Origin of the sequence: Mycobacterium sp. 852002-51152_SCH6134967, from assembly GCF_001667105.1 — a bacterium.
GTDB lineage: Bacteria > Actinomycetota > Actinomycetes > Mycobacteriales > Mycobacteriaceae > Mycobacterium > Mycobacterium neumannii_A.
This window is the reverse complement of sequence record NZ_LZIK01000054.1, coordinates 1-24,120: the sequence shown is the minus strand read 5'-3', so window position 1 is coordinate 24,120 and position 24,120 is coordinate 1. Positions and strand designations below refer to the sequence as shown.

Genomic DNA, 24,120 nt, shown 5'->3' with positions numbered 1-24,120 from the left:
CACGTCCATTCCAGTACCTCGCGACGGCTCGGTCCGATCCGAGAATGGCCACTTCCCCACCAAACTTGACACGTGTAAAGTTTGGCCGCATGGACAACATCAGGGGCAAGACCATCGCGATCACCGGTGCCGCCCGCGGGATCGGCTTTGCGACCGCCAAGGCGCTGCTGGCGCGCGGCGCCCGCGTAGTGATCGGCGACCGCGACGTGGCACTGCAGGAATCGGCCGTCGCCCAGTTGGGCAACCTGGGGCAGGCGTCAGGCTATCCGCTCGACGTCACCGACCGGGAGTCGTTCGCGTCGTTCCTCGACAAGGCCCGCACCGAGGGCGGCGGTCGCATCGACGTGTTGATCAACAACGCCGGCGTGATGCCGATCGGACCGTTCGTCGACGAGACCGAGCAGTCGATCCGGTCGACCCTCGAGGTCAACCTCTACGGCGTGATCACCGGCTGTCAGCTGGTGCTGCCGGACATGATCGCGCGGCGCAGCGGACACATCATCAACATCGCCTCGCTTTCGGGGCTGATCCCGGTGCCGGGCCAGGTCGTATATGTGGGCGCGAAGTTCGGTGTGGTCGGGTTGACGGCCGCGCTGGCCGACGAGGTCGCAGCGCACAACGTCGACGTGTCGGTGATCATGCCGCCGTTCACCAACACCGAGCTGATCTCGGGCACCAAGAGCGGCGGGGCGATCAAACCGGTCGAGCCCGAGGACATCGCCGCGGCGATCGTCAAAACCCTCGACAAGCCGAAAACCCATGTCTCCGTGCCGACTCCGCTGCGCTTCACCGCCCAGGCCGCGCAGATGCTCGGCCCGCGCGGGCGTCGTTGGCTCAACAACAAGCTGGGACTGGACCGGGTGTTCCTCGATTTCGACACGACCGCCCGCAAGAAGTACGAGGACCGGGCACGCACCGCGCAGGGCGTCGTCGAGGACTGACCGGCGCTAGACCGGGAAGGTCGGTGCGGGATCGCCCAACCGGTAGGCCTCGACGACGTCAAGCGACTCGAACAGCTCGTCGAAGTTGAACTGGTAGTCGTCGGCCGTGCCTACGAACACCACGTGCGCGACGTCGGCGGCGTCGTCAGCGGTCAGCACCACGGTCGTCACCGACACCAGATCTTCGTCAGCCACCTCGGCCTGCGACGGAGGGTAGAACCACAGCGCGGACTCCTCGTCGGAGAGCTCGTCGTCGAACACCCAGCCGCGCTCGGTGATTCGCTCGTCGAAGGCCTCGAGCACCGCCGCCGTCGCGGTCTGTTCGGTCAGCGCGTCCATAACCGTGTCGGGTATCCAACGCTCGTTGCGGGCCGCCTGCCGCTTGCGCCGGCGGGCCTTCTTCGCGTCGCTGCGCTTGGACACTCAGCTCAACGCCTGATCGAGATCGTTGAGCAGGTCGTCGGTTCCCTCCAGGCCCACCGAGATCCGCACGACACCGTCGCCCAACCCGATCGCAGCGCGGCCCTCCGGCCCCATCGCGCGGTGGGTGGTGGTCGCCGGGTGGGTGACCAACGACTTGGCATCGCCGAGGTTGTTCGAGATGTCGACGATGCGCAGCTTGTCGATCACCTTGAATGCGTGCTCCTTAGCGCCCCCCTTGACTTCGAACGTGACAACCGTTCCGCCGCCCGTCATCTGGCGCTTGGCCAGGTCGTACTGCGGGTGCGACTCGAGGAACGGATAGCGCACCCAGCTCACGGCGGGGTGATCCTCCAGGAACTCCGCAACTCGCTGCGCCGACGTGTTCTGGTAGTCCACCCGCACCGCGAGCGTCTCCAGTCCTTTGAGCAATGTCCACGCGTTGAACGGGCTCAGCGCAGGCCCGGTGTGGCGCATCAGCTTCTGCACCGGCTCGTCGATGTACTGCTTGCCGCCGAGGATCGCACCGCCGAGCACACGCCCCTGCCCATCGAGGTGCTTGGTCCCCGAGTAGACGACCACGTCGGCCCCCAGCGGGAAACCCTGCTGCAGGATCGGCGTCGCGAACACGTTGTCCAGCACCACCTTTGCACCCGCGGCGTGAGCGAGCTCAGAAACCGCGGCGATGTCCACCAGCGACTGCATCGGATTGGACGGGGTCTCGAAGAACACCGCCTGCGTGGGAACCGAGAGGGCCTGCTCCCACTGCGACAGGTCGTCCCCGTCGACGAACACCGTCTCCACACCCCAGCGCGGCAGAATCTCGTCGCACACGACGAAGCACGAGCCGAACAAGCTGCGAGCGGCCACCAGCCGGTCACCGGCGCCCAGCAACGCCCCGAGCGACGTGAACACCGCCGCCATGCCCGTCGCGGTTGCGAAGCACGCGGGCGCACCCTCGATCAGGCGGAGTCGCTCCTCAAACATCGAGATAGTCGGATTGCCGTAGCGCGAGTACACATATCGGTCGATCTCACCGGTGAACGCCTTCTCGGCGTCAGCAGACGAGGCATACACATAGCCCGAGGTGAGGAACAGCCCCTCGGCGGTCTCTTCGAATTCCGAGCGCAACAGCCCGCCGCGCACACCGATGGTCGCCTGGCTGACTCCCTCCGGCAGCTCGGCGGGTATGCGGACCGACGGGACGGTGTCGTCGGGCTCCGGCGTCATGACTGTTTCCAGGGAAGTCCGACTGCCTTCCACCCGGTACCGCCGCGGTGCCCGTTCGCGTCGAGGTGGCCCTCGAAGCCATCGAGGATGTTGTACGACGGCCCGATCCCGGCCTCGGTGGCGGCCTCGGCCGCGCCGATCGACCGGTTGCCGGAGCGACATAGAAAGACCACCGGCCCCACGCCGGAACCGGCGTCGGTGATCTCACGCCGCAGATCGGAGACGAACGCGTCGTTGTGCGTGCCGTCGGCGCGGTTCCACTCGATGAACACGACGTCGCGCTGCAGCGACGACAGGTCGGGTACGCCGACGAAGCGCCACTCGGCGTCGGTGCGGCAATCCACCAGCACCGCGTTGGGGGTGCCGGTCAGCAGCTTCCAAGCCTCTTCGGGCGTGATGTCTCCGGCGTAACTCACGGTCGTTGAGTGTCCCACAGCTACCTGGGACCGGGGGAACAGACCTTCCAGGCGTCGCCGTCGCGGATGAACACCATCTCGACAACCTTCTTGTCGTCGGGCGCGTTGTTGAAATGGTAGGTCACCTTGGCCGTGGCGCGGTCACCGGCGACGGCGACCTCGGTGACGTCATCGACGAACCGCTCACCGCGCTGAGCGACGGAATCCCGTTGCGCGCCAAGCACTTGCGCTTCGGTACCGGCCTGCTCCGGGCAGGTGTAGCCGCGGTAGTCGGAGTAGTTCTGCCGTTGCAGTGCGTCGTTCTGCCCGACCGCGGCACGGGCCACCTGCTGGTCGGCGGGCTCCTGTTCGCCGCTGAACAGGTTCAGCAGCCCGATTACGATCACGACGAGCACAAAGATTGTGAGTCCGATCAGAAACGGCGCCGCGGTGGGCCGGTCGCGGGGTGTGGATTCGGATTCGGCCATCGCTACCAGAGCCTGCGCAGCGCGGCGGTGACGCGTCGAGCGCGGTCACGGGCGACAATCGGATCGGGCGCGGTCGCCATCGCCACCGCGAGTCGCCGCCTGTCCTCGGTCTCGTCGGGGCGGTTGAACAAGGCGACGTCGCTCTCGGCCACGGCCAGCGCCTCGGCGAGCACCGCATGCGGGTCCTGACCGCTCGCGGGTCGCGCCTCCGCGCCGGCGTAGACGATCTCCGCGGCGGCGGGCGAGATCATGATCGTGTCGACGGGCAGGCCCAGGATCGCGCGAGCGTGCAGGTCGAACTGCGAAAGCCGCTGCGAGCGCAGCGTGACCAGGCCACTGTCGTGCGGGCGCGGGCGCACGTTGTCGAAGTACACCTCGTCTCCGCGGACCAACAGTTCGACACCGAACACACCGCGCCCGCCCAGCGAGTTCACGATGCGCGCAGCGATCGATTTCGCGGCGTCCAGCGCGGCCGGCGCCAACCGCTGCGGCTGCCACGACTCGAGCGCGTCGCCGTCGGCCTGGCGGTGCCCGATGGGCTCACAGAAGTGCACCGCGGGTCCCGTCGGCCCGATTGTGCGGATTGTCAGCAGGGTGACCTCGAAATCGATCTCGACCACCGACTCGACCATCACGCGGTTGTGCGGGATCCGGCCGGCGGCGACCGCGCGCTGCCACGCGGGTTCGACGTCCTCGGCGCGCACCAGGACCGACTCGCCCTCACCCGCGGCCGAAGCGATCGGCTTGACCACCAACGGGAAACCGGCGTGCTGAACGACCGCACTGAGTTCCTGGGGCGATCCGGCGAACCAGAACGGTGCGGTGGGCAGGCCCAGCTCGTCGGCGGCCAACCGGCGCAGGCCCTCCCGATCCAGGGACAGCCGGGTGCTGCGCGGGGTCGGGAGCACCTCGGCGACACCGCGCTCGGCGACGGCGATCAGCGCGTCGGCGGCGATGACACCGCCCTCGGCCACCACATAGCGCGGATTCTCCTTCTCGATGAGCGCGGTCAGCTCCTCGGCGTCGTTCATCTTCGCGACGACCGGGCGATCGGCGACGCCGTGCGCCGGGGCGTCGGCGTAGCGGTCGACCGCGATCACCTCGGCGCCCAACCGCTGGAACGCCAGCGCCAGCTCCCGGCTCAGTTCGCCCGAGCCGAGCAGCATCACCGATGAGGCGCCGGGCGTGCCGGCGACCGGTTCGGGGTCGGTCACCGGATCGGCGGGCTCGACCGCTGTCTGCGGGGTATCAGTCATCGGGGCTCAAGCCTGCCAGACACCGTCGCGCACCGGCGACCGCCGTCGAACAGGCGTGCTCAGTTCGGGATGGCGGACCGTTCCAGCTGACCGCGGAACTGCCGCATGGCGTCGATGAGTGCGGTGAACGTGCGGTGGGCGGCGGTCAGCTCGTCATCCGATAAATCCGCCAGCGCGGCGCGGGTTTGTTCACCGAGCGGGGTGAAAAACCCTCGAGCGACGTCCACTCCGTGATCTGCCACACGCAGGATGACCTTCCGGCGGTCCCTCGGATCGGACTCTCGACGGAAGTGCCCGGAGGCAATCATCCGCTCGACCAGGTAGGTGATCGCTGCGGCCGACATGCCCATCCGCTTGCGCAGCTCCCCCGCCGTCAGCGGCACCCCGTCGGTCTCGGCGACCATCACATGCAGTAATGCCCGAAAGTCGTTGGCCGCGACATCATGTCTGCTTGCGAACAGCCTGCCGATCTCGTCGGATTCGGCGTTCATCGCGCGCATGTCGGCGGCGATCGTCGCCTCCAGCGCGCCGCGGTCCTCTGACACGCCGAAAGCATAGGCCGACCCGGCGGGAGTGGTTTGATTGTTAGTTAAGTTTTTGAAATATTCGTAGACATGTCCCGGCGCCTCTCCTGGATACTCGCGGTACTCGCGGTGCTCGCTTCGGGTGCCCTGATGGGCCTCGTCGGCAGCGACGATTCGAGCTCGCAGTCACCGGTACCCGTACCCGACTCCGCCGAGTCCGCGCGCGTCGACGCGCTGCGCGCCCAGTTCCCCGGCGGCGACCGCGTGCCCGCGATCGTCGTGATCACCCGCACCGACGGTGCCCCGCTGAGCCCGGCCGACGTCGATGCGGTCAAGCAGAAGTGGCCCGCGGCCCAGATTTCCGAGGATGGCGCGGCCGGCCTGGCCGTAGTGCCGATGGACGCCGAGCTGTCGGGGTTCGACCTCACCGACGCGGTCGAAAACGTGCGCGCGGAGGCCTCCGAGGGGTTGCCCGCCGACCTGCGCAGCGAAGTCACCGGCGGCCCGGCGTTCGGCGCCGACATCGCGAACTCGTTCTCCGGCGCCAATTTCACGCTGCTCGCGGTGACCGCCACGGTTGTCGCATTGCTGCTGATCATCACCTACCGCTCTCCCGTGCTGTGGCTGGTGCCGCTGGCGGTGATCGGATTCGCCGACCGGGTGGCCGCCGTGCTCGGCACCGCGGTGACCCAGGCGGTCGGAATGAGCCCGGACGGTTCGACCTCGGGCATCACGAGCGTGCTCGTGTTCGGCGCGGGTACCAACTACGCGCTGCTGCTCATCTCCCGGTACCGGGAAGAGTTGGGCCGCACCGAGAACCATCACGACGCGCTGGACACTGCGGTGCGACGGGCCGGTCCGGCGATCATCGCCAGCAACGCGACGGTGGTGCTGGCGCTGCTCACGCTGGTGTTCGCGTCGTCTCCGAGCGTTCGCAGCCTGGGTGTTCAAGCAGCAGCGGGCCTCATCGTGGCCGCGGTGTTCGTGCTGCTGGTCCTGCCACCGCTGCTCGGTCTGTTCGGCAAGCGGTTGTTCTGGCCGTTCATCCCCAAGATCGGCGACCGGGTGCTCACCGACAGCGGTATCTGGCACCGCATCGCCGAGGCGGTGGCCCGCAGACCCGGTGCCGTCGCGACAATCTCGATCGGCGGTCTGGCGGTGCTGTGCATCGGGTTGGTCGGCACCCCGATCGGGTTGTCGCAGACCGAACAGTTCCGGGTGCAGGCCGAGTCGGTCTATGGATACGAGCGGTTGGCCGACCACTTCCCGAGCGGTCTGACCGATCCCACCCGTGTCATCGCGTCCACCGAGCGCGCCGCTGACGTGCAGCGCGTGATCACCGAGACACCCGGCGTGGTGTCGGCCAACCCCGCGGGCCGGACCCCCGACGGTCTGACGCAGTGGTCGGTCGTCATCGACGCCGACCCCGCCTCGGACGAGGCCTTCGAAACCGTTGATGCGCTGCGCGATTCGGTGCAAACCGCCGATCCGGAGGCGTTGGTCGGCGGTTCGGACGCCACCGCCCGCGACGCCAGCGCCGCCGCGTCCCGCGACCGGGCGGTCGTGGTACCGGCCATCCTCGTCGTGGTGCTCGCGGTGCTGTACGTGTTGCTGCGCGCCGCGCTGGCACCGCTGATCCTGGTGGCGGTCACGGTGTTGAGCGCGTTGGCCGCGCTGGGGCTCGGCGGCTGGGCCAGCGTGCACGTGTTCGGCTTCCCCGCGCTCGACAACACCACACCGCTGTTCGCATTCCTGTTCCTGGTGGCGCTCGGGGTGGACTACACGATCTTCCTGGTCACCCGCGCGCGAGAGGAGACTCCCGAGCACGGCACGCGCGGCGGGATCGTGCGCGCCGTCTCCGCGACCGGGGCGGTGATCACCAGCGCGGGCATCGTGTTGGCCGCGGTGTTCTGCGTGCTCGGCGTGCTGCCGTTGATCGTGCTCACGCAGATCGGCATCATCGTCGGCCTTGGCATCCTGCTCGACACCTTCATCGTGCGCACCGTGATCATCCCTGCCCTGTTCACGCTGATCGGACCGCGCATCTGGTGGCCCGCGCTCAAGGGGCAGGACGCCGAAAGGGACGTTTCGGTCGATTCACGCGAGTGAAAGCGACCAAAGCGTCGGTCTCGGCGACGCCGCGTTTCGCGGGTAGCGTCGGGTCATGACGCAAGCACCGGAGCTGCCGCCTCTGCATATGCGTCGCGACGCCTTCGATCCGACCCCTGCGCTGGCCGAGATCCGCGACACCGCCGGTGTCCGCACGGTGGTCAACGCCTTCGGTATGACGGTGTACCTGGTCACCCGGCACGACGATGTCAAGATGGTGCTGTCCGACCACGAGAGGTTCTCCAACGGCCGCCCTCCGGGATTCGTCGTCCCCGGCGCTCCGGCGCTGTCGGACGAAGAGCTCGCCAGCGCCAGGGCCGGCAACCTGCTCGGTCTGGACCCGCCCGAGCATCAGCGGCTGCGCCGCATGCTCACCCCGGAGTTCACGATCCGGCGGATCAAACGGCTCGAGCCTCGCATCGTCGAGATCGTCCAGACACACCTGGACATGATGGAAACCGCCGGAGCCCCGGCCGATCTCGTCGAGCACTTCGCGCTGCCGATCCCGTCGCTGGTCATCTGCGAACTGCTCGGGGTGCCCTACGAGGACCGGGACGACTTCCAGCACCGCAGCGCGCGCCAGCTCGACTTGTCGCTGCCGTTCACCGAGCGCCTCGAGTTGCAGCGGGCCGGGCGGGCCTACATGCGGTCGCTGGTCGAACGCGCACGGCGACAGCCCGGGGACGACATCCTCGGCATGTTGGTTCGCGAACACGGCGACGAGCTCACCGACGACGAACTGGTCGGCATCGCCGGGCTGCTGCTGCTCGCCGGCCACGAGACCACCTCCAACATGCTCGGTCTTGGCACGCTGGCCCTGTTGCGCCATCCCGAACAACTCGCCGTCGTCCGCGACGATCCCGACGCCGTCGGGCCCGCGGTCGAGGAGCTGCTGCGCTGGTTGTCCATCGTGCACACCGCGATACCGCGCATCACCACCACCGACGTCGAGATCGCGGATGTCGCGATCCCGGCCGGGCAGTTGGTGTTCGCGTCGCTACCGTCGGGCAACCGCGATCCCGACTTCATCGACGCCCCGGATGTGCTCGACATCGGCCGCGGCGCCGCCGGACATCTCGCCTTCGGTCACGGGGTGCACCACTGCCTCGGGGCGCCGCTGGCCCGCATGGAGATGCGGATCGCGTTTCCCGCTCTGCTGCAACGTTTTCCGGCACTGCGGCTGGCCGAGGACTTCGCCGATGTGCAGTTCCGGTCGTTCCACTTCATCTACGGTCTCAAATCGTTGTCAGTGGATTGGAGGTGACGGATGTGAAGGTGCACGCCGACCGCGACGTCTGCATCCAGGCGGGCAACTGCGTGATGTCAGCCGACGCGGTTTTCGACCAGGACGACGACGGCATCGTCGTGGTGCTGGTCGATGAGGTGCCCGACGATGAGCTCGACCACGCCCGCGAAGCCGTGAAACTCTGCCCGTCACAGGCTTTGCGGCTCGTCGATTAGTCGGGGTCGGGTCGGTGCGCGAGGAGTCGCACGCTGACGACCAGGACCCACGCCGGGAAGATCAGCACCGACCACATGCTGAGGTCGGCGGCCAGTAGCACCGCCACCGCCACGACGTAGGTGGCGATGCTCAACCACCGCGGCATCAGCCGCGTCCGCAACCAGATCGTGGCCAACGAGATCATGAACACCGCCGCCATGCGCAGCGCGTAGGTCTTCGAGATCGTCATCAACGTCATCTGTCCGAACGCGGCGACACCGGGATACGCTGCCGCGCCGCTGTGTTCGAGACCCACACCCAAGGCGACGGCGACGAACATCATCGCCAAGAACAGCAGGCCGCTTCCGAGGAATACGGTCGCGAAGAACTTGTCCTCGTAGCGGCCCATGCCGTCCCGCAGGACGCCCATGAACCAGAGGAACGCGATCCCCGCGAACGGCATCAAAATCGCCGCGATCCGCATGTTGACGCTGTGCTCAGCCACCCACTGCGAACCCGGCTCCCGGCCCTCGGGTAGGGCAATGCGGATCAGCACCAGCGCCGTCGCGAACAGCAGCGCGAACGCGACACCGGCCAGGGCGGCCGAGCGAGGGGCGGTCAGGTTGCGAGGCCGCGGACCGGTGTCGTCGGTTGTCACGTCATCGGCCTCACGGCTGACCGGCGAGAAGCTGGATCATCAACCCGTTCGCCTCGGCGAGCAGGTTGTCGTCGGGGTCGCGCAGCTCGGCGTTGACAAACGCCTTGCGTCCCTGGGCTTCCCGCAGCCAGCCGCGGGCCGACAGCTCGGTGTCGATCGGGGTCACCTTGCGGTAGTCGACGTGCAGGAAGCCGGTGCGGCTGATCGGCCGGCCGACGGCGTGGATCACCATGCCGAACACCGAGTCGAACAGCAACGGCAGCACCCCGCCGTGCACGGCGGAGTTGCCTCCGACGTGATACCGACTGAACTGGACCTTGAGGGTGACCCCGGTCGGGTCGAGCTCCACCTCCCGGTACGGCGGCATCAGCAGGCTGCCCGCACCGGGCAGCGACGGCACGCGGTTGGCCGGGCCGACACCTTCGGCGGCGCGGAAGGGGTCGAGCAGAGCCACCAAGGCCTCGGCCTGCTCGGCGGCTCGGTCCCAGGTGTCGCTGTCCGGATCGGCCGACACCGCGAGGTCTTGTGCGCGACGCATCGCCGTGAGGAACCGGCCGAATCCCGGCCCGGGCTCGGCCCGTTTATAGTTCGGGAATCCGCCGTGCTTGTCGTAGTCGGGATCTTCGAGGTGCGGATCCGTCATCGCTGTCGGCTCTTCGCGCAAGCGTCCCCCGCAAGCGGGCGGTGCCCCCACATCACGGCTGGGCCAGGATATCGCGACGCACGATCGTCTGGTCTCGGCCGGGGCCCACGCCGATACACGAAACATGCGCTCCGGCAAGCTCTTCGACCCGCAGTACGTAATCGCGCGCCTTGGCGGGCAGGTCGTCGAACTCACGCGCTCCGGAGATGTCCTCCCACCAACCGGGCAGCTCTTCGTAAATCGGCTCGGCAAGCGCGATCTCGGACTGGGTCATCGGCATGTCGTCCAGACGCCGGCCGTGCACCCGGTACCCGACACACACCGGCACGGTCTCCAGGCTGGACAGCACGTCGAGTTTGGTGAGGAAGTAATCGGTGATGCCGTTGACCCTGGTGGCATATCGGGCGATGACGGCGTCGAACCAACCGCACCTGCGTCGCCTGCCGGTCGTCACACCGAACTCGCCACCGGTCTTGGACAGGTACTCGCCCTTTTCGTCGAACAGCTCGGTGGGGAACGGACCCGAGCCGACGCGCGTCGTATAAGCCTTGAGGATTCCGAGCACCGTGGTGATCCGGGTGGGCCCGATGCCCGACCCCACCGCGGCGCCACCGGCCGTCGGATTCGACGACGTCACATAGGGATACGTGCCGTGGTCCACGTCGAGCAGGGTGCCCTGGGAGCCCTCGAGCAGCACGGTCTCGCCGTTCTCCAGCGCCGTGTTGAGCAGGTACCGGGTGTCGGCGATGCGGTGCTTGAAACCCTCGGCCTGGTTGAGCAGGCTGTCGACCACCTCGGCGGCGTCGAGCGCCTTGCGGTTGTAGACCTTGACCAGCACCTGGTTCTTGAAGTCCAGTGCGGCCTCGATCTTCTCGGCCAGCAACGCGGGGTCTAGCACGTCGGCCATGCGGATGCCGATCCGGGCGATCTTGTCCTGGTAGCAGGGGCCTATACCGCGGCCGGTGGTGCCGATCTTCTTGCTGCCCGCATACCGCTCGACGACCTTGTCGATCGCGACGTGATACGGCATCAGCAGGTGTGCGTCCGCGGAGATCAGGAGGCGCTCGGTGTCCACGCCGCGGTCGACGAGGCCCTGCAGTTCGGTGAGCAGCACCCCCGGGTCGACCACCACGCCGTTGCCGATGACGTTGGTCACGCCCGGGGTGAGGATGCCCGACGGGATCAGGTGGAGGGCGAAGTTCTCACCAGTCGGCAGGACGACGGTGTGGCCGGCGTTGTTGCCGCCCTGATAGCGCACCACCCACTGGACGCGTCCACCGAGCAGGTCGGTGGCTTTACCTTTGCCCTCATCGCCCCATTGCGCGCCGATGAGCACGATTGCCGGCATGACTTGGACCTCGCAATTCCGGCTACCCTTGCACCCAAAACCTTGTTGCAGCCGGTGAGACACCCTATCCCAGCAACTTGCGAGGAGCCGAACTTGAGCACCGCTGAAGTCGTGGTGTTGCGTTTCGGCCGACGTCGGATACCGACCGCGCTGCGCGGCCTGCCGGTTGCCGAGACACCGGATGTGCCCTGCCGTCGCCTCGTCGTCGTCGGCTCCGAGGCTGAGGTGGCGACGGTGCTGACCCGGCTGCTGCGCACCGATCGGCTCGGTGTCGAGGTGGCCCACGTGCGCAGGCCGTGGCACGCGCGTCGGGCACTGCGCGGCCGCGCCACGCGGGTGCCGCTGATCCGTGACGACCGGGGAACCGCGCTCGTCGGCGCCGCGTTCTGGCTCGGTGAGAGCGGGCTCGAGAAGGGCTCGCCGCCCGCCGAGTTGATCGGCGAGGCCGTGGTCGACGACGAGGTGCTCTTCGACGGAGCGGCGACCGGAGTGCGCATCGAACCGATACCGACGATGCCCGGTCTGCGCGCCAGCGTGCTGTCGCGTCACATGCGGCCGCAACGGTGGGTGACGGGACGGGCGGCCCAGCTCGGCGCCACCGGCGCCATCGTGGTCCGCGACGGCGTCAAGGCCGCGCGTCCGGTGAAGCGCTCGACGTTCTACCGGCACACCGAAGGCTGGCTGCGGGTGCGCTGACCTCGGGTAGCTTCGACCCGTGAGCGTTCGTCCGCTGCACCGGTCGGTGCGGCCCAGCCCGGTGTTCCTCGCGATCGTGGCGGCCACCGTGGCCGGCGGCGTACTGGCATGGGGGTCCGCGACGGAGATCTCGCGACCGCTGGCCTATGTCGGGGTGTTCACGTTCGTGATCGCGGGCTGGTTGGTGTCGCTGTGCGTGCACGAGTTCGCGCACGCCTACACCGCATGGCGGTTCGGCGACCGCGACGTCGCGGTGCGCGGCTACCTCACGCTCAACCCGCTCAAGTACTCGAACCCACTGTTGTCGATCGGGCTGCCGGTCGCGATCATCGCGATCGGCGGGATCGGCCTGCCCGGCGGGGCGGTGTATGTCCACACCGCCTGGATGACCCGACGCCAGCGCACACTGGTCAGCCTGGCGGGACCGTCCACCAACCTGGTGTTCGCGGTGCTGCTGCTGGTACTGACGAGCGTGCTCTACGACCCCGCGCACGGCGTCTTCTGGGCCGGCATGGCGTTCCTGGGCTTCCTCCAGGTCACCGCCTTCGTGCTGAACATGCTGCCGGTCCCCGGACTGGACGGATACGGCGCGCTCGAGCCGCACCTGAGCCCGCAGACCCAACGAGCGGTGGCTCCGGCCAAGCAGTGGGGCCTGCTGGTCTTGCTGCTGCTGCTCTTCACCCCGGGACTCAACACGTGGTTCTGGCAGGTGGTGCTGTGGTTCTTCGACTTCACCGGCGTGCCGCGCCCGCTGGTGTGGCTGGGCAGCGATCTGACCCGGTTCTGGTCGGCCTGGTTCTGATCCCGCCGCGATGAGCGCCGGGCGGGCCACCTCCTTGCAACATATGCGTATCTCCGCATATATTGCTGGCATGGGTGCCGGTCACGATCACAGCAGAGGCGACACCCGAGTCAGCCGGATGGCGGTCGCCGCGGCGATCCTGACCGCCTTCTTCGTGATCGAGCTCGTCACGGCGCTGATGATCAACTCGATCGCGCTGCTGGCGGACGCCGGCCACATGCTGACCGATCTGGTCGCGATGTTCATGGGCCTGACCGCGGTACTGCTGGCCCGCAGGGGCAGTACCTCCCCGGCCCGCACGTACGGCTGGCACCGCGCCGAGGTGTTCACCGCCGTGGCCAACGCGGTACTGCTACTCGGCGTCGCGGCGTTCATCCTCATCGAGGCGATCGAACGGATCGGCGACGCGCCCGAGGTGCCCGGCGTGCCGATGATCGTCGTGGCCCTGGCGGGGCTGGTGGCCAACGCCGTCGTCGTGCTGCTGCTGCGCTCGCACTCCGAGACGAGCCTGGCCGTCAAGGGCGCCTACATGGAGGTCGTCGCCGACACCGTCGGCAGCATCGGTGTGCTGATCGCGGGCATCGTCACGGTCACGACGGGCTGGCCGTACGCCGACGTCGTGGTCGCGGTGTTCGTCGCGCTGTGGGTGTTGCCGCGGGCGTTCGCACTGGCGCGCGCCGCTTTGCGGATCTTGTCGGAGTCGTCGCCCGCTCACATCGACGTCGAGGAGTTGCGGGTCGCCCTGTGCGCGGTCGAGGGCGTGACCGATGTGCACGATCTGCACGTGTGGACCCTGGTGCCGGGCAAGGACATGGTCACCGCTCACCTGACCAGCAACCGCGATTCGGCGCTGGTGCTCGACGATGCGCGCGCCGTGCTGACCGAACGCGGTCTAGATCATGCGACGGTTCAGGTGGAACCCGGCGACGGCACCGGGGACTGCAACTGCGAAGCGGAATAGTCAGGCAAGCCCGAGCTCGGCCCGCGCCGACGGATCGCAGTCGTCGAGCAAGTCCAGGCAGCGCTGGTTCTCGTCGGTCTCCCCGATCACGTCGGCGGCACGGGCCAGCGCCGCGACACAGCGCAGAAATCCGCGGTTCGGTTCGTGACTGTAGGGCACGGGGCCGAAGCCCTTCCAGCCGTTGCGGCGCAACTGATCCAGCCCGCGGTGATAGCCGGTGCGCGCATAGGCGTAGGCGGTGATCGCCCTGTCCTCGGAGAGCGCGTCCTCGGCCAGCGTCGCCCATGCGACCGACGCGGAGGGATGCGCGGCCGCCACGATCGCGGGCTTCTCCCCCGCGGCGAGTTCGGCTTCGGCGTCGCTGTCGCCGGGCAGCAGCACCGGATCCGGCCCCAGAAGATCTCCCATCCCAGTCATGGCCCCCATTGTGCCGTGCGCGCCGCTGCGGGCGGCGCCGCACGGGGTCCGAGCGCGGACTGGGCGGCGGTGACTAAGCTTCCCGCCGTAGCGTCGTAAGGGAGGACCGCAACAGGCATGTCGAATCCATCAGGGCCTGACCAGCCGGAAGATGGTCCCGAAGGGTCGGACGCCTCGGACGTTGACGCCTCCGAGAACCCCGAAACACCCGAAAGCGACGATGCCCGGCCCGCCGACTCCGCTGACGACGACTCGCTGGCCGACGAGACCCGCGACGAGCCCGGCGAGGTTCACGACGCCGACGCGGCCACCGAGGTGATCGAACCGCACGCCGACCACGAGCCCGCGACCGAGGTGATGTCGACCGCTCAACCGCACCCCGAGTCGGCGCCGGGCGCCGAGCAGGGTGAGCGCCGATTCACCGCGCCCTCCGGATTCGACGCGGGCACGACCCAGAAGATCGACACCCCGGCGGAACCGGCCACTGAGGTGTTCTCCTCTCCCGGCATCGCAGGACAGCAGAAACCCGTTGCCCCGCAGGTTATTCCGCCGCGTGGCGATGCTCCCGGCCCTCCGCAGCAGCGCCGCAGCTGGGGATGGGTGGTGGCCGTAGTGCTGGTCATCGCCGCGCTGGTGGCGATCGCGGTGCTCGGCACCGTCTTGTTGACCAGGAACTCGGAGCCGGGGGCGTCGCAGGAGGAGATGGTCCGCAACACCATCGAGGAGTTCGATACCGCGATCCAGAGCGGCGACCTGGCGAAGTTGCGCAGTATCACCTGCGGCAGCAAGCGCGACAGCTACGTCAGATACGACGACAAGACGTGGGAGGAGATCCACGAACGGGTCGCCGCAGCCAAGCAGTATCCGGTGGTCGCCAGCATCGACCAGGTGGTGATCAACGGAGACCACGCCGAGGCGAACGTGACCGCGTTCATGGCCTACGCGCCCCAGACCCGGTCGACGCGCAGCTTCGACCTGGAATTCCGCGACGACCAGTGGAAGATCTGCCAGGCCCCCCAATAAGCGAGTTCGGTGTAGTTCGTCGCGCCGACCGCAACCAACTACACCGAAATCACGCGCTCGCGGTGACTGATCGGCCCGCGCTGTGCAGATCGCGGCACGCCTCGACCACGCGTTCGCTCATCGAGGCCTCCGCCTTCTTCAGGTAGCTGCGCGGGTCGTAGGCCTTCTTGTCGCCGACCTCCCCGTCGACCTTCAACACCTTGTCGTAGTTGGTGAACATGTGCGCGGCCACCGGGCGGGTGAAGGCGTACTGGGTGTCGGTGTCGACGTTCATCTTCACGACGCCGTAGCGCAACGCGTCCTCGATCTCGGACTTCAGCGAGCCCGAGCCGCCGTGGAAGACGAAGTCGAAAGGCTGTGCATCCGTGGGTAATCCGAGTTTGGCTGCGGCGACCTTCTGCCCCTCGTCGAGGATTTCGGGCCGGAGTTTGACGTTGCCCGGCTTGTACACGCCGTGGACGTTGCCGAACGTCGCGGCCAGCAGGTACCTGCCGTGTTCGCCCGCACCGAGCACCTCGACGGTCTTCTCGAAATCCTCGGCGGTGGTGTAGAGCTTGTCGTTGATCTCGTTGGCGACGCCGTCCTCCTCGCCGCCGACCACACCGATCTCGATCTCCAGCACGATCTTCGCCGCCGCGGCGTCCTTGAGCAGTTCGCGTGCGATCTCGAGGTTCTCGTCGAGGGGGACCGCCGAGCCGTCCCACATGTGCGACTGGAACAACGGCTGCCCACCGTCGGAAACCCGTTGCTGCGAGATGGCCAGCAGCGGCCGCACGTAGGTGTCGAGCTTGCCCTTAGGACAGTGGTCGGTGTGCAACGCCACCGTGATCGGATACCTGTCGGCGATGACGTGAGCGAACTCGGCGAGCGCAACCGCACCGGTGACCATGTCCTTGACCCCGAGTCCCGACGCGAATTCGGCTCCACCGGTGGAGAATTGGATGATCCCGTCACTGCCGGCGTCGGCAAAGCCCTTGATGGCCGCGTTCACCGATTCCGATGACGTGCAGTTGATGGCCGGAAACGCGTAGCCGTGCTCCTTGGCCCGGTCGAGCATCTGCGCGTACACCTCGGGCGTTGCGATGGGCATGAGCCGTCCTCTCGCCGTTTCGGCGATTATCCCACCGCGACGGCCGTTTCACATGGTCAAGACCATGCGGTATCGGGCCCGGCCTTCCTCCATTGCGGCGTACGCCTCGGCGGCCTCGGTCAGCGGGCGCTCCTCGATCCGGGCGCGCACCCCGCTCTGCACCGCGAAGTGCATCGTCTCCTCGACATCGCGCGAGGTGCCCGACGGATGGCCGCTGACGCTCAGACCGTCGGTGATCAGCTGGACCGGGGCGATCGGCAGCGGGTCGGCGGTGACGCCGATGATGACGAGCTCGCCCTGGGCCGCCAGCCCGCCGACGGTGTCGGCCATCGCCTGTGAATTCGCTGCCGTCGCCAGCACCACGGCCGCACCGCCGAGGTGCTGGAGCGCCGCGGCGACGTCGACGGCCTTGGAGTCGATGTAGTGATGCGCGCCGAGTTCGCGGGCGTCGGCCTCCTTGTCCGCACCGCGGGCGATCGCCACGGACTCGAAACCCATCGCCCTGGCGAACTGCACACCGAGGTGACCGAGGCCGCCGACACCGAGCACGGCGACGAGGTCACCGGGCTTGGCTTTGGTCTGCCGCAGCCCGTTGAAGGTGGTGACGCCCGCGCAGCCCATCGGCGCGGCCTCCACGAACGACAACCCCTCGGGGATGCGGGCCAGCGCGGTGACGGGCGCGGTGACCGATTCGGCGTAGCCGCCCGGATAGTGCCAGCTCGGCACCTGCATGCGCTCGCACTGCATGAACTGGCCCTTGCGGCACGGCACACATCGGTTGCAGTTGCCGCCGAACCATCCGACGGCCACCCGGTCACCGACCGCGAAATCCCCGACACCCTCGCCGACCTCGGCAATGGTCCCGGCGATCTCGTGGCCCAACGTGATCGGCCAGTTCAGATTGGGAAAGCCGCCGGCCACGAAGCCGTGGTCGGTACCGCACACGCCGCATGCGGCGACGGCGATGCGCACATGCAGCGGCGGCGGTGAAGTGGTTTCGACGTCGGCCAGGGTGAGGGGACCGCCGACGGATTCGACGAGAACCGCCTTGTGAGTGGGCATAGGCAGACATTAGTGACGCAGCGCCCGTGTACGCATCCCCTACGCACGGACGCGGGACTCGGTCCCCGGCGCCGGTATCTTGGTGAGCCATGACCACCCCCTCACCGTCGATGGCCCTCGCGGCGACCGACCACCTGGCGCTGATGCCGGACTTCCTCGACCCGATGACGCTGCTGGGCTACTTCGGCACGTGGGCACTGATCGGGCTGCTGGTCGTCATCTTCGTCGAATCCGGGGTGTTGTTCCCGATCCTGCCTGGCGACTCGCTGCTGTTCGTGGCGGGCATGTTGGCCGCGGGCACGGCCGCGCTGGCCGAAGGCGGCGGCGAGGTCATCAACTTCCAGCTCTGGCAGTTGCTGCTGTTCATCCCCATCGCCGCGGTGCTGGGCGGTCAGGTCGGCTACTGGATCGGGCGCAACATCGGCACCGCGATGTTCAAACCCGATGCGCGGATCCTCAAACAGAAGTACCTCGAAGAGGCACACGTGTTCTTCGAGCAGCGCGGGCCGTTCGCGATCGTCATCGCCCGTTTCGTGCCGATCGTCCGCACGCTCGCACCGCTGACCGCGGGCGCGGCCCGGATGAGCTATCCGGTGTTCACGTTGTTCAATGTGGTCGGCGCCGTCGTGTGGGGCGTGGGATTGACCCTGCTCGGATATTGGCTCGGCCGGTTCGAGACCGTGCAGAAGCTGCTCGAGCCGATCGTGATCGCGATCGTGGTGATCTCGGTGCTGCCGATGTTCATCGAGTGGTTCAAGCGGCGCCGCGCGGCAAAACGTGCAGGGATCGCCGCGCCCCCGCTCGACTCCACCTCCGGAGAGCAGCCGGGCTAGCGGCCTCGGCTGTTCTCGAGCGCGCGGATCAGGCTGGCGGCGTCCCACGGACCCTTGTGCCGTTTGCCGTTGATGAAGAAGGTCGGCGTCGAGTTCAGGTCCATCAATTCCGCGTCCTGCGCGTCGTCCTGAACGTGGTGATAGGCCTTCGACGAGTGCACCCGCACGTCCTGGTCGAACCGCTCGATATCGCAGCCCGCGGCCACGGCGTAGCGGTAGATGTCCGACCACTCCAGATCGTCCTGGTGGCCGAACAGTTCGTGGGCCATCTGCCAGAACCTGCCCTGCAGCGCGGCCGCCTCGCTGGCCCGTGCGGCGTCGAAGGCCCGGGGATGGACGCGCTCCAGCGGTAGGTGGCGCCACACGTAGCGTAGTTCGCCGCCGAAGTGCTCGCGCACCTCGTCGATGGCACCGGTGGCCCGGCTGCAGAAGGGACACTCGAAGTCGCCGTACTCCACCAGTGTCAGCGGGGCGTCGGGTTCGCCCGCGATGTGGTCTCGGTCCGGGTCGATCGGCCGCAACAGTTTCAGGCCGACCGGGTCGGGCGGGCTGAGCCGGTCGGTGATCCGGAAGATCAACCAGCCGAGAAAGAACGCGATCACCGACGCGAGAAGCACGCCGATGATGGCCTGCTCGCGACGGCCCGGATCGTCGACCGCGATGTCGACGATGAAAAGCGAGATGGTGAAACCGATTCCGGACAGCGCAGCGCCGCCGGCGATCCGGCGCAACGTGAGGCCGGGGGCCAGCGCACCGACGCCGCTGCGTTGCATGATCCATGTCGCGGCGGTGATGCCGATGAACTTGCCGACCACCAGACCGGCGACGACACCCCATGTCAGCGGTGAGCGCAACGCCGCCGAGACGGTCTGGGCGTTGAGTTGCACACCGGCGTTGACCAACGCGAACAGCGGCAGCACCAGGAAGGACACATACGGGCCCACGCTGGTCTGAAGCCGCTCGTTGATCGAGATCGAGTCGCGCAGACCGCGAGTCACCTCGCGGGCATAGCGGGAGTTCGGCGACTGCCGGAACGCGCGGATACGCGCGACCACTTCCTCGACCTGGCTGCGCTCGGGTGAGAACACCGGAATCAGCAGGGCCACCGCCACGCCGGCCAGCGTCGGGTGCACGCCGGCCATGTACAGGCTCACCCACAGTGAGAAGCCGAGCACGGCGTAGGCCGGTCCCCGGCCGGCGGGCATGAAGCGCACCACCGCGATCGCCGCAATCAGCGCCAGCGAGATCACAAGCGGCACAACGTCGATGCGGTCGGAGTAGAACAGGGCGATCACGCACAGCGCGCCGACGTCGTCGACGACGGCCAGGGTGAGCAGGAAGATCCGCAACCGGGCCGGGAACTTCGGTTTGATGATCGCCAGCGCGCCGATCAAAAACGCGGTGTCGGTGGAGATCACCACACCCCACGCCTGCGCGTCCTGTCCGGAAGGGTTGATCAACAAGAAGATCGCGGCGGGCACCACCAGGCCGGCGAACGCCGCCACCACAGGTACGGCGGCCCTGGCCCGGTCGGTGAGCTCGCCGATGGCGAACTCGTGCTTGACCTCCAGGCCGACGATGAAGAAGAAGAACGCCATCAGACCGTCGTTGACCAGATGCTTGACGGTCAGCTCGAAGCGGTGCTCGGCGAAGGTAAACCCGACATGGGTGTCCAGCAGCGCCCAATAGCTGTGCGCCCATGGCGAATTCGCCCACAGCAGCGCCGCGAGGGTGAAGAGCAGCAGCAAGCCGGCCGCGGCGTTCTCCCCGGTCTTGGCCGCTTTGGCGCCGGCGCTGAACCGAGCGGGCAGCACGCGGGCGATGCGTAGACCGGCTTCGGTGCTCACGCCCCCGCCACCGCGTGGGCGGCTTCCATCAGCATCCAGCCCGCCAGCTGCACCGACAGGTCGCGCTCGGGCACCTCGGAGGCGTTGACCGCGCCCTCGACGAACTGTGCCTGCTCGCCGGCGGCGGTGGGGATCTCGGCGGTGCGGTCCCAGAATGCGCTGAACAGCGGCAGCCCGTCGATCACCTGGCGGTTCTGCCACGCCGCCTCCGCGGAGGCCAGCACCAGCGAGCGGGCGGTGTCACGGGCCGCCGCGTCGTCTTCGCCGTTCTGCGGCAGCGTGGTCGCGACGAGCGCCAGATAGCGGGCAAGGATGCCGTTGAACAGGCCACCGTCACCACCGCCTGCGCCCTTGATGACGCCGTCGACCGCCATGTGTTCGGCGACCGCGGCGGTCAACCGGTGCACCCGGGCGGCGTGTTCGGGGTCGTCGGTGCGCGCGGCCAGCTCCGTCTCCAGCCCCAGCACCACGCCTTGGCAGTACGTGTACTGCGCCCGCACGAGCGAGCCGCCCTTGATGCCGTCGAACACCAGGTGGGTGTCCGGGTCGATCAGGGTTTCGTCGAGCCAGTCCGACATCTGCTGGGCCCGGCGCAACCGGTCGTAGCGAGCCAGGAAGATCGCGGCCGGGCCGTTGGCGGGCGCGTTGAAGAACTGGTCCTGTTTGCGCCAGGGGATGCCGCCACCGTCTTCGGGCACCCACGCGTTCATGAACTGCTCGGAGAGTTTCTTCAGCGCCTTGGGCCGCTCGACCGATGCGAGCGCGGCGGCGCGTTCCAGCGCCAGCGCCAGCCACGCCATGTCGTCGTAGTAGTCGTTGACCCAGGAGAAGTTGTTGCGCAGCCGGTGTGCGCGGATCTGGCGCGCGATCGCCTTCTGCCGCTCGGGCCGGGGGTCGCGCAGTTGGGCGTCGACGAGGTTGTCGAGCAGATGCGCTTGCCACCAGTAGTGCCACGTCCCGAACAGCCGGTGCTGCCGCGTCGCGGGCCAGGCGACGACGCCCAGTTGGGTGCCCGGCAGGCCCCACAGCCGTCTGATGTGTCGGGTGGCGATCGCGGCCTCAGCGCTGGCTGCGCGGTTGGCCCAGAGCTGATCCATGGTGTCGATCCTGCCTTACCAGGCCGCCGAAAGGTCCCCGTGTTGGGTGATCCAGGTGTGCATCGCGATACCCGCCGCGACGCCGGCGTTGATGCTTCGCGTCGAGCCGAATTGGGCGATGGACACGGTCAGGGCGGCGCCGGCCCTCGCCTCGGGGGTGATCCCCGGTCCCTCCTGGCCGAAGACCAGCAGGCAGTCGCGCGGCAACGGCGTGGTCTCGATGCGCACCGCGCCCGGGACGTTGTCGACGGCGACGACCGTCAGGCCGGCGTCGGCCGCGTGAGCGAGCATCGCGGCGGTGGTGTCGTGGTGGCGCAGCCGTTGGTAGCGGTCGGTCACCATCGCGCCGCGACGGTTCCACCGTCGCCTTCCGACGATGTGCACGGTGTCGACGGCAAACGCGTTCGCGGTGCGCACGACCGCGCCGATGTTGGCATCGTTGCCGAAGTTCTCGATCGCGATGTGCAGGGCGTGCCTGCGCTGGTCGATGTCGGCGATGATCGCTTCGCGTGTCCAATAGCGGTACGCGTCAACGACATTGCGGGTGTCCCCGTCGCGGAGCAAGGCCGGGTCGTAGCGCGGGTCGTCGGGTGGGGGCCCCTGCCACGGGCCGACGCCGGGCGCCTCGCCCCATTCGGTGGGGCCGGCGGCTTCGGGTTCCGGTGGGTCAGTCATCCTTCGTCCAGAGCGCGGCGTGGGTCCCGACGAGCGAAACGGTCGCGTACAGCAGCGCCTTGTTGATCTCGCCCTGGGTGCACAGCGATGCCCGCACCTGGACGGCCTCGCGGGAGGCATCGGGAAGCACCAACACCGAGGCGCCGTAGACGTCGCATGCGTGACTCAGCCCGGGTGCCGGCAGTGTCGGCGACACCAGCACCATCGCCGGCCCACCGCGCTGCTGCGAGACCTCGCGGTATTGCTCTGCCACACCGCTGATCTCGAGACCGATCAGCATGTAGCCGTTTCCGGTGAACGCGTTCGGATCGCCCAGCGCCGCCGGGGCGAGCATGGCGCCGTCGGCGCGGAACGCATCCAGACTCGTCGTGCGGATCGACAATCCGGTGTCGTTGTCCCTGACCGCGGGCAGTCCGACGGGAAAGGCCGCGGGATGGGCGACGGTGGTTCCCGGTGTCCGGTCGCGCGGCGAGTAGACGTACACGCCGCGCACCTGCACCTGGTCACGCGCGGGCCCTATGCAGACCGTGCCGGTAAGGCGGTCGGGCGTGGGGGCCGAGAGTGGTTGCAGCTCAAGGTCGGTCGCATCACGACAGCTTCCGATGCCGTTGGCCTCGATCGGGTGCGCGAGCGCCCCGTACAGGCCGAACCGGATGTCTTCCGGCTTGGCGTGCGGCCCGTCGGCGTCCGCGGGTGACGCGTCGACGTCGAACAGCACGTAGTCGCCGTCGAAGCGCAGGTTCGACACCGACATGTTCCAGCCCAGTGTGGCAAGGGATTCGCCCAAGGTGGCGGTCTGCGCGCCGTAGGGGTGAATCGACGCATCGTCTGTGGAGCATGCCGATGCCGCGACGACGACGATCGCGGTCAGCGCCACGATCAGCGCACGCACGTACGCGGTGCCCTATGTCCGACCACGACCCCGGCCCACGACTTTAGTCATGGCGCGCACCAGGTTTCGCGGTACCACCCGTCCTGCGGTCGTGAGCACCTTGTACTGCACACCGGGGATGATCACGACCTTTCCTTTCGCGACGCCGGCCATCGTCTCGCGAACCACGTCGTCGACCTCAAGCCAGAACCACGACGGTGTGCCGTCCATGTCGATGCCCGCCCGCTGGTGGAACTCGGTGCGCACGAAGCCCGGGCACAGCGCGTGCACTCCGACTCCGGTGCCGCCCAGGCCGTTGGCGAGGCCCTCGGAGAATGCGACCACCCAGGACTTGGAGGCCGAATACGTCGACCCGCGGCCGGGTACCAGGCCGGCGACGCTGGCGACGTTGATCACCGTGCCGCGCGCAGCGTCCAGCATCGGGGGCAGCGCCGCGTGCGTCAGCTGCATGACGGCGGTGACGTTGACGTCGAGCTGCGATTGCAGCAGTGAATACTCCGCGCTCCAGAACTCGCCGGACGTTCCGAAACCGGCGTTGTTGACCAGCACCTGAACACCTGCGGCGAGTCGATCGGCGACCTTCGCGCGGTCGGCGGCCTCGGCAAGGTCGGCGGTGAGCACCTCGACGGCCGCACCGCCTTCGTCGCGCAGTTCGGCGGCAAGGCGCTCGAGCCTGGCCGCGTCGCGTGCGACGAGCACGAGATCGTGGCCGTCGCGGGCGAACCTGCGCGCAAAGCCTGCGCCGATACCGGACGTCGGTCCGGTGATCAGGGCGACGGGGCGAGACATGGCTTCAGGCTACTTCCCCTGGTCGCGCGATCCGGGCGAGACCACTTACCGCTGATAGTGCGGTGACTGCCGTCCGTTGCGCGACGGCGGTTGACGCCGTGCGTCGGGCCGGGGCGGCTGTTGGGGGTAGCGCGCCGCTTCGGGGCGGGCCGGAGCCTCGACGCCCGGCGCCGGTTCGCCGCGGCCGGCCGCGGGGGTGAGGGGGCGGCTGGGCGAGCCGCTTCGCCGGGCCAGCGCGCCCTGGCTGCCCTGGCTCGCCATGGCCTGCGGGGTCGGCGGCAGGACGCGCAGAAGGTCGTTGAACTGGCGCACGGTGCGCAGACCCTCGTCCCACTGCGCGCGCGTGCTGGTCACCGGCATGGAGACCAGCGTCCAGTGCTCCTCGTTCCACATGATCTCGGCACAGTCGGGCGCGGTGTGGGCGAATGTGACCATCCGCCGGTCGCACGCGCGTCGGGCGGCATCGAGGTTGGTGGAGTAGAC

The 24,120-nt window shown here is 68.3% G+C and carries 26 protein-coding genes and 1 pseudogene; 9 read left to right on the top strand and 18 right to left on the bottom strand.

Going from position 1 to position 24,120, the window contains the following annotated elements; all coding sequences use genetic code 11:
* Positions 1 to 89: 89 nt before the first annotated feature.
* The gene (locus A5790_RS16165) at positions 90 to 941 is read left to right on the top strand and encodes an SDR family oxidoreductase (RefSeq protein ID WP_066846164.1); all 852 of its coding nucleotides are present in this window, start codon (positions 90 to 92) and stop codon (positions 939 to 941) included.
* Between the two features lie 6 nt (positions 942 to 947).
* Here the strand turns inward: A5790_RS16165 and A5790_RS16160 are convergent, their stop codons facing one another.
* The 6 genes from A5790_RS16160 to A5790_RS16135 are packed head-to-tail and all read right to left on the bottom strand — an operon-like array spanning position 948 to position 5,230.
* Positions 948 to 1,364, bottom strand: a complete 417-nt coding sequence (locus A5790_RS16160) for a hypothetical protein (RefSeq protein WP_066846162.1) — start codon at positions 1,362 to 1,364, stop codon at positions 948 to 950.
* Positions 1,365 to 2,591 (bottom strand): O-succinylhomoserine sulfhydrylase, encoded by a 1,227-nt coding sequence (locus A5790_RS16155; protein WP_066846159.1) that lies wholly within the window; start codon positions 2,589 to 2,591, stop codon positions 1,365 to 1,367. It abuts the gene before it with no gap.
* Entirely contained in the window at positions 2,588 to 3,007 is a 420-nt protein-coding gene (locus tag A5790_RS16150) for a rhodanese-like domain-containing protein (protein WP_066846156.1), read from the bottom strand. The genes A5790_RS16155 and A5790_RS16150 overlap by 4 nt, the downstream gene beginning before the upstream one ends.
* Before the next feature lie 20 nt (positions 3,008 to 3,027).
* Positions 3,028 to 3,474 (bottom strand): lumazine-binding protein, encoded by a 447-nt coding sequence (locus tag A5790_RS16145; protein ID WP_066846152.1) that lies wholly within the window; start codon positions 3,472 to 3,474, stop codon positions 3,028 to 3,030.
* 2 nt (positions 3,475 to 3,476) lie between these two features.
* Positions 3,477 to 4,730, bottom strand: a complete 1,254-nt coding sequence (gene purT / locus A5790_RS16140; protein WP_066846149.1) for a formate-dependent phosphoribosylglycinamide formyltransferase — start codon at positions 4,728 to 4,730, stop codon at positions 3,477 to 3,479.
* A gap of 59 nt (positions 4,731 to 4,789) precedes the next feature.
* Entirely contained in the window at positions 4,790 to 5,230 is a 441-nt protein-coding gene (locus A5790_RS16135) for a MarR family winged helix-turn-helix transcriptional regulator (protein ID WP_066846268.1), read from the bottom strand.
* A 114-nt stretch (positions 5,231 to 5,344) separates the two neighbouring features.
* On the opposite strand from A5790_RS16135, the gene A5790_RS16130 reads away from it, so the two are divergent.
* Genes A5790_RS16130 through A5790_RS16120 form a run of 3 tightly spaced genes read left to right on the top strand, consistent with a single transcriptional unit; the run spans position 5,345 to position 8,824 of the window.
* Complete coding sequence (locus A5790_RS16130; RefSeq protein WP_066846146.1) at positions 5,345 to 7,363, top strand: MMPL family transporter; 2,019 nt, start codon at positions 5,345 to 5,347, stop codon at positions 7,361 to 7,363.
* A gap of 55 nt (positions 7,364 to 7,418) precedes the next feature.
* On the top strand, positions 7,419 to 8,627 hold the full coding sequence (locus A5790_RS16125; RefSeq protein ID WP_066846136.1) for a cytochrome P450: 1,209 nt from the start codon (positions 7,419 to 7,421) through the stop codon (positions 8,625 to 8,627).
* 5 nt (positions 8,628 to 8,632) lie between these two features.
* Positions 8,633 to 8,824 (top strand): ferredoxin, encoded by a 192-nt coding sequence (locus A5790_RS16120; RefSeq protein WP_064402107.1) that lies wholly within the window; start codon positions 8,633 to 8,635, stop codon positions 8,822 to 8,824.
* Here the strand turns inward: A5790_RS16120 and A5790_RS16115 are convergent.
* The 3 genes from A5790_RS16115 to A5790_RS16105 are packed head-to-tail and all read right to left on the bottom strand — an operon-like array spanning position 8,821 to position 11,453.
* Complete coding sequence (locus tag A5790_RS16115) at positions 8,821 to 9,426, bottom strand: hypothetical protein (protein ID WP_066846266.1); 606 nt, start codon at positions 9,424 to 9,426, stop codon at positions 8,821 to 8,823. The genes A5790_RS16120 and A5790_RS16115 overlap by 4 nt on opposite strands.
* Positions 9,427 to 9,472: 46 nt before the next feature.
* Positions 9,473 to 10,105 (bottom strand): PaaI family thioesterase, encoded by a 633-nt coding sequence (locus A5790_RS16110; protein ID WP_066846133.1) that lies wholly within the window; start codon positions 10,103 to 10,105, stop codon positions 9,473 to 9,475.
* Between the two features lie 52 nt (positions 10,106 to 10,157).
* Positions 10,158 to 11,453: an adenylosuccinate synthase gene (locus tag A5790_RS16105; RefSeq protein WP_066846130.1), complete on the bottom strand. Its 1,296-nt coding sequence runs from the start codon at positions 11,451 to 11,453 to the stop codon at positions 10,158 to 10,160.
* Positions 11,454 to 11,546: 93 nt separating this feature from the next.
* Between A5790_RS16105 and A5790_RS16100 the strand changes: the two genes are divergently transcribed.
* The 3 genes from A5790_RS16100 (at position 11,547) to A5790_RS16090 (ending at position 13,912) form a co-directional block, all read left to right on the top strand.
* Positions 11,547 to 12,149, top strand: a complete 603-nt coding sequence (locus A5790_RS16100) for a peptidase M50 (protein ID WP_066846126.1) — start codon at positions 11,547 to 11,549, stop codon at positions 12,147 to 12,149.
* A gap of 19 nt (positions 12,150 to 12,168) precedes the next feature.
* The gene (locus tag A5790_RS16095; protein WP_066846121.1) at positions 12,169 to 12,951 is read left to right on the top strand and encodes a site-2 protease family protein; all 783 of its coding nucleotides are present in this window, start codon (positions 12,169 to 12,171) and stop codon (positions 12,949 to 12,951) included.
* 70 nt (positions 12,952 to 13,021) lie between these two features.
* Complete coding sequence (locus A5790_RS16090; protein WP_066846118.1) at positions 13,022 to 13,912, top strand: cation diffusion facilitator family transporter; 891 nt, start codon at positions 13,022 to 13,024, stop codon at positions 13,910 to 13,912.
* Here A5790_RS16090 and A5790_RS16085 read toward each other — a convergent pair whose 3' ends face one another.
* Positions 13,913 to 14,329: a DUF3151 domain-containing protein gene (locus A5790_RS16085; RefSeq protein ID WP_066846115.1), complete on the bottom strand. Its 417-nt coding sequence runs from the start codon at positions 14,327 to 14,329 to the stop codon at positions 13,913 to 13,915.
* Positions 14,330 to 14,446: 117 nt separating this feature from the next.
* On the opposite strand from A5790_RS16085, the gene A5790_RS16080 reads away from it, so the two are divergent.
* Positions 14,447 to 15,352 carry a DUF4878 domain-containing protein gene (locus A5790_RS16080; protein WP_156656421.1) on the top strand — a complete coding sequence of 302 codons (906 nt, stop codon included), beginning with the start codon at positions 14,447 to 14,449 and terminating at the stop codon, positions 15,350 to 15,352.
* Between the two features lie 49 nt (positions 15,353 to 15,401).
* On the opposite strand, the gene fbaA is transcribed toward A5790_RS16080, so the two are convergent.
* Together fbaA and A5790_RS16070 are read right to left on the bottom strand one after the other, a co-directional pair.
* Positions 15,402 to 16,442 (bottom strand): class II fructose-bisphosphate aldolase, encoded by a 1,041-nt coding sequence (gene fbaA / locus A5790_RS16075; protein WP_066846110.1) that lies wholly within the window; start codon positions 16,440 to 16,442, stop codon positions 15,402 to 15,404.
* A gap of 48 nt (positions 16,443 to 16,490) precedes the next feature.
* Positions 16,491 to 17,504, bottom strand: coding sequence for an alcohol dehydrogenase catalytic domain-containing protein (locus tag A5790_RS16070; RefSeq protein ID WP_066846107.1), 1,014 nt, complete (start codon positions 17,502 to 17,504; stop codon positions 16,491 to 16,493).
* Between the two features lie 89 nt (positions 17,505 to 17,593).
* Between A5790_RS16070 and A5790_RS16065 the strand changes: the two genes are divergently transcribed.
* A complete protein-coding gene (locus tag A5790_RS16065) occupies positions 17,594 to 18,337 on the top strand; it encodes a DedA family protein (protein ID WP_066846105.1) in 744 nt (247 codons plus the stop codon).
* On the opposite strand, the gene nhaA is transcribed toward A5790_RS16065, so the two are convergent.
* The 6 genes and pseudogenes from nhaA to A5790_RS16035 form a co-directional block, all read right to left on the bottom strand.
* Positions 18,334 to 20,184 (bottom strand): Na+/H+ antiporter NhaA, encoded by a 1,851-nt coding sequence (gene nhaA / locus A5790_RS16060; protein ID WP_066846103.1) that lies wholly within the window; start codon positions 20,182 to 20,184, stop codon positions 18,334 to 18,336. The genes A5790_RS16065 and nhaA overlap by 4 nt on opposite strands.
* Positions 20,181 to 21,281: a glycoside hydrolase family 76 protein gene (locus tag A5790_RS16055; protein ID WP_066846101.1), complete on the bottom strand. Its 1,101-nt coding sequence runs from the start codon at positions 21,279 to 21,281 to the stop codon at positions 20,181 to 20,183. Before A5790_RS16055 ends, nhaA begins: the two co-directional genes overlap by 4 nt.
* Positions 21,282 to 21,296: 15 nt before the next feature.
* The gene (locus A5790_RS16050; RefSeq protein ID WP_066846098.1) at positions 21,297 to 21,956 is read right to left on the bottom strand and encodes an RNA methyltransferase; all 660 of its coding nucleotides are present in this window, start codon (positions 21,954 to 21,956) and stop codon (positions 21,297 to 21,299) included.
* Complete coding sequence (locus A5790_RS16045; protein ID WP_066846095.1) at positions 21,949 to 22,848, bottom strand: hypothetical protein; 900 nt, start codon at positions 22,846 to 22,848, stop codon at positions 21,949 to 21,951. The genes A5790_RS16050 and A5790_RS16045 overlap by 8 nt, the downstream gene beginning before the upstream one ends.
* A gap of 12 nt (positions 22,849 to 22,860) precedes the next feature.
* A complete protein-coding gene (locus A5790_RS16040) occupies positions 22,861 to 23,637 on the bottom strand; it encodes an SDR family oxidoreductase (protein ID WP_066846092.1) in 777 nt (258 codons plus the stop codon).
* A 45-nt stretch (positions 23,638 to 23,682) separates the two neighbouring features.
* Positions 23,683 to 24,120: pseudogene (locus A5790_RS16035) on the bottom strand (hypothetical protein); the annotation flags it as partial.